This is a genomic window from Streptomyces sp. ATLC9 (genome assembly GCF_057196705.1).
Window position 1 is genome coordinate 1 of sequence record NZ_JBXUOY010000360.1, and the last position, 4,468, is coordinate 4,468.

The 4,468-nt window shown below is 73.7% G+C and carries 4 protein-coding genes and 1 pseudogene; 4 read left to right on the plus strand and 1 reads right to left on the minus strand.

Going from position 1 to position 4,468, the window contains the following annotated elements; genetic code table 11:
* Window positions 1-320 (plus strand): phosphatase PAP2 family protein (locus AC2CJA_RS24550; RefSeq protein ID WP_484604868.1); only part of this gene is annotated, 320 nt, incomplete at its 5' end.
* 103 nt (window positions 321-423) lie between these two features.
* Window positions 424-1,461 (plus strand): adenosine deaminase, encoded by a 1,038-nt coding sequence (locus AC2CJA_RS24555; protein ID WP_484604869.1) that lies wholly within the window; start codon window positions 424-426, stop codon window positions 1,459-1,461.
* 65 nt (window positions 1,462-1,526) lie between these two features.
* On the opposite strand, the gene AC2CJA_RS24560 is transcribed toward AC2CJA_RS24555, so the two are convergent.
* Complete coding sequence (locus tag AC2CJA_RS24560; protein WP_484604870.1) at window positions 1,527-2,975, minus strand: gamma-aminobutyraldehyde dehydrogenase; 1,449 nt, start codon at window positions 2,973-2,975, stop codon at window positions 1,527-1,529.
* A gap of 296 nt (window positions 2,976-3,271) precedes the next feature.
* On the opposite strand from AC2CJA_RS24560, the gene AC2CJA_RS24565 reads away from it, so the two are divergent.
* Together AC2CJA_RS24565 and AC2CJA_RS24570 are read left to right on the plus strand one after the other, a co-directional pair.
* Window positions 3,272-4,021 (plus strand): ABC transporter ATP-binding protein, encoded by a 750-nt coding sequence (locus tag AC2CJA_RS24565; protein ID WP_484604871.1) that lies wholly within the window; start codon window positions 3,272-3,274, stop codon window positions 4,019-4,021.
* Window positions 4,003-4,468 (plus strand): annotated as a pseudogene (locus AC2CJA_RS24570) (hypothetical protein); the annotation flags it as partial. The gene AC2CJA_RS24565 and the pseudogene AC2CJA_RS24570, both read left to right, overlap by 19 nt.

A 4,468-nucleotide genomic window follows, 5' to 3' on the forward strand; every position in this document is an offset into this window, starting at 1 on the left:
GGCCCGGCCCGCTCGGCGGCACCGGATGCTTCCCCTCCGGCCACGCGGCGACGGCCGTGGTCGCCTACGGCGCGGTCGCGCTGCTGGTGCTGCCCCGCGTCCGCGCGCGGCTGCGATGGGCCCGGTGGGCGCTGCCGGCGGCGGCCGTGCTGGTGTGCGCAGCGGTGGGCGCGGGGCTGGTGTGGCGGGGGTACCACTGGCCGCTGGACGTGCTGGGCAGCTGGTGTCTGGGCGTGCCGCTGCTGGCCGCCGTCCTCACCGCCTCCGGCGGGTCCGGCGACCGCGCGGGGCCGCCGGACGGCTCCCGGGACGTGCTGTGAAGGCATGGCCCCTCCCCTTCACGTGTCGGGCCATCGTAGGCGTGCGTGCGCCGCGCCCGGCCCCCGCCTACCATGACCGCGCCCCCGTCCATCTGGAGGAATCTTGCCCAGTCCCGGCAGCGGTGACCTGTCCGCGTTCATCGCCGGCCTTCCCAAGGCCGAACTCCACGTCCACCACGTCGGATCGGCCTCCCCCCGCATCGTGGCCGAGCTGGCCGCCCGGCACCCGAACTCCGCGGTCCCGGCCGACGAGGAGACCCTGGCGGAGTTCTTCACCTTCAGTGATTTCGCCCACTTCATCGAGGTCTACCTCTCCGTGGTCGACCTGGTCCGCGACGCCGAGGACGTCCGGCTGCTGACCTACGAGGTCGCCCGGGACATGGCCCGCCAGAACATCCGCTACGCGGAACTGACCGTCACCCCCTACAGCTCGACGCGGCGCGGCATACCCGAGCGCGCCTTCATGGAAGCCATCGAGGACGCCCGCCGGGCCGCGGCCGCCGAGCTGGGCGTCACACTGCAGTGGTGCTTCGACATACCCGGCGAGGCGGGACTGGCGGCAGCCGAGGAGACCACCCGGCTGGCCTGCGAGCTGCGCCCCGAGGGCCTGGTCTCCTTCGGACTGGGCGGTCCGGAGGTGGGAGTGCCGCGCCCGCAGTTCAAGCCGTACTTCGACCGCGTGATCGCCGAGGGTCTGCGCAGCGTCCCGCACGCGGGCGAGACCACCGGGCCGCGGACCGTCCGGGACGCGCTGGACTTCCTGCGCGCCGAGCGCATCGGGCACGGCACCAGTTCCGTACGCGACCCGGAGCTGCTGGCGTACCTGGCCGAGCACCGTGTCCCGCTGGAGGTCTGCCCGACCTCCAACGTCGCCACCCGCGCCGTGGCCTCGCTGGACGTGCACCCGATCGCGGAGATGGTCAAGGCCGGGGTGCTGGTCACCGTCAACAGCGACGACCCGCCGATGTTCGGCACCGACCTGTGCACCGAGTACGGGATCGCCGCCCGGCTGCTGGGGCTGGACGCGGCCGGGGTGGCGGAGCTGGCGAGGAACGCCGTGACCGCCTCGTTCGCGACCGCGCAGGTCAAGTCGTCCCTGCTGGCCGAGATCGACGCGTACCTGGCCTCCTGGCGGGGCTGACGCCGGACGCCGCGGCCCTCCCGGCCCCCTGGCCGCCCTCCGGGCGCGGGGGCCGGGAGGGGGCGTCAGAGAGCCGTCATCACGTGCTTGACGCGGGTGTAGTCCTCCAGCCCGTACGCGGAGAGGTCCTTGCCGTAGCCGGACTTCTTGAAGCCGCCGTGCGGCATCTCGGCGACCAGCGGGATGTGGGTGTTGATCCACACACAGCCGAAGTCCAGCACCCTGGACATCCGCATGGCGCGGGCGTGGTCCTTGGTCCACACCGAGGACGCCAGGGCGTACTCCACGTCGTTGGCGCACCGCACGGCCTCGGCCTCGTCGGTGAACCTCTGGACGGTGATGACCGGGCCGAAGACCTCGTTCTGGACGATCTCGTCGTCCTGCCGCAGACCGGAGACCACCGTCGGGGCGAAGAAGTAGCCCCGGTCGCCGACGCGGTGGCCGCCGGTCTCGACCCTGGCGTGGCCGGGCAGGCGCTCGATGAAGCCGGTGACCTTCTCCAGGTGGGTGGGGTTGTTCAGCGGCCCGTAGAAGCAGTCCTCGTCGTCGAGGTCGCCGGTCCTCACCTCGGCCGCGGCCTTGGTGAGGGCCGCGACGAACTCGTCGTGGACCGACTCGTGGACCAGTACGCGGGTGGCCGCGGTGCAGTCCTGTCCGGCGTTGAAGAAGCCGCCGTCGCGGATGCCCTCGACGGCGGCCGGGATGTCGGCGTCCTCGAAGACGACGCAGGGGGCCTTGCCGCCCAGCTCCAGGTGGACCCGCTTGACGTCCCTGGCCGCGCTGCCGGCGACCTCCGTACCGGCGCGGACCGAGCCGGTGATGGAGGCCATCGCCGGGACGCGGTGCTCGACCATCAGCCGGCCGGTGTCGCGGTCGCCGCAGACGACGTTGAAGATCCCGGCGGGCAGGTCCAGTTCCTTCAGCACCCCGCCGATGATCTCGGCGAGGAGAACGGTGGAGGCCGGGGTGGTGTCCGAGGGCTTGAGGACGACGGTGTTGCCCGCGGCCAGCGCCGGGGCGAACTTCCACACGGCCATCATCATCGGGTAGTTCCACGGCGCGACCTGGGCGCAGACGCCGACCGGCTCGCGCCGTACGAAGGAGGTCATGCCCTCCATGTACTCACCGGCGGACTTGCCCTCCAGCATGCGGGCGGCGCCGGCGAAGAAGCGGATCTGGTCGAGCATCATCGGCAGTTCCTCCTGCCGGGTCAGCTCCAGCGGCTTTCCGGTGTTCTCGCACTCGGCCGCCAGCAGCTCGTCGGCACGCCGCTCGATCGCGTCGGCGATCTTGAGCACGGCGGTCTGGCGGGTGCCGGGGGTGGCGTCGCGCCAGGCCGGGAAGGCGGCCTCGGCGGCGGCCATGGCGGCGTCGACGTCGGCGGCGGCGGACAGCGGCGCCGTCGCGTACACCTCGCCGGTCGCCGGGTTGACGACCTCGGTGGTACGCCCGTCGGCGGCGTCCCGGAACTCCCCGCCGATGTGGTTGCGCAGCCGACGCAGTTCGGTACCCATCTTCGCGCACTCCTGCTCTGTTGTCCGATGAGTGGGACACCCACCCTAACCATCGAAGAACGTGTTGGGCACACCCGCCCGTCCGGGATTTCTTCCGTTTCCGGCACTCGAACGGCGTAAATCCTGGAGAGGACTCTTCGAAGGACCATTCGGAGGAAACTGGGCGGCTCCCGCGCCCGCCGCCGTCCCGGCCGCGGCCGCGGTCCGTACCGTGCCAGTGACCGATCCCCCCGGCGCTCGTTGCACCCCGTCGGGGAGGAGGCACGACCCGAAGGCGAGGAGCGGAGGTGCCCGTCATGGTGGCTGCACCCGAGGAGCTGCTCCGGGCGCGCGGGCTGCGCCACGAGCACGAGGGCTCGCCCGCGCTGCTGGACGTGTGCGTCGGGGTCCGCGAGGGCGAGGTCCTGTCCGTCACCGGACCGCGCGGCTGCGGCAAGTCCACGCTGCTGGACTGCCTGTCGGGGCGGCTGGTGCCGGCGCGGGGCGAGGTGTGGTTCGACGGCGTCCCCCTGCACGCCCTGCCCGCACCGGCCCGCGATCGACTGCGGCGCGACCGCTTCGGCTGGGTCGGCAGCGAGCCCCACCTCCTGCCGGAGCTGACGGTCTGGGAGAACGCCGCGCTGCCGCTGCTGCTGTCGGGGACCGGGCGACGCCGGGCCCGCCGCACGGCGTGCGAGTGGCTGGAGCGGCTGGATGTCGGGTACTGCGCGCGCAGCCGGCCGGGTGAACTGCCGCAGGCGCAGCGGCAGCGGGTGGCCGTCGCCCGTGCGCTGGCGCACTCCCCGGCGGTGGTCTTCGCCGACGAGCCGACCGCGCCGCTGTACCAGGCCGATCGCGCCCGGGTGCTGCGCACCCTGGCCACCGCGGCCCGCTCGCACGGGATCACGGTGCTGCTGGCCAGCCATGATGCCAGGGTGGCGGATGTGGCGGACCGTACGATCACACTCGTGGACGGCCGTCGGGTGGGCGCCGACGCCCCGCCGCCCACGGACGTGTCCGCAGGGCCTGGTCCAAAGGGCAGGGCAGCGTGCTCGCTCTCCGCCTAGTACGCACCTTCCGCCCCTCGGCGCTGGTGCGGCGGGCGCTGGTCGCCTGTGCCGCCGGAGCCGTGGGATTCCTGCTGCTGAGCGCGCTGGGCCATGCCGTCGCCCACCCGGGGCGGCCCGGCGCGGCGGCGGTCCGGCTGCTGTGGTGCGCGGTGCCGCTGGCCGCCTGTGTGCACCTCGCCGTCGCCGTCGTCCGCAGCGACCCCGGCGTGCGTCCCCGGGCCGGACTGGACGCGGTCGGGGTGGGGTCCGCGCGGCTGCCGCTGCTGGCCGCCCTCACCACTGGTCTGTACTGCGCGCTGGGGTGCGCGCTGGCCCTGCCCGTCTTCCTCCACCTGCGCGGCGTGCCCGGTGGGGCGCTCGGCGGGGCCCTGGAAGGGGCGCCGCTGGCCGGGGCGGCGGGTGAACTGCTGGGTGCCGGGCGTCCGCTGCCGCGAGCCGCGGCCC

Coding starts and splice junctions, on each gene's coding strand:
- AC2CJA_RS24560 (WP_484604870.1), bottom strand. CDS start 2,975: ATGGGTACCGAACTGCGTCGGCTGCGCAACCACATCGGCGGGGAGTTC.
- AC2CJA_RS24565 (WP_484604871.1), top strand. CDS start 3,272: ATGGTGGCTGCACCCGAGGAGCTGCTCCGGGCGCGCGGGCTGCGCCAC.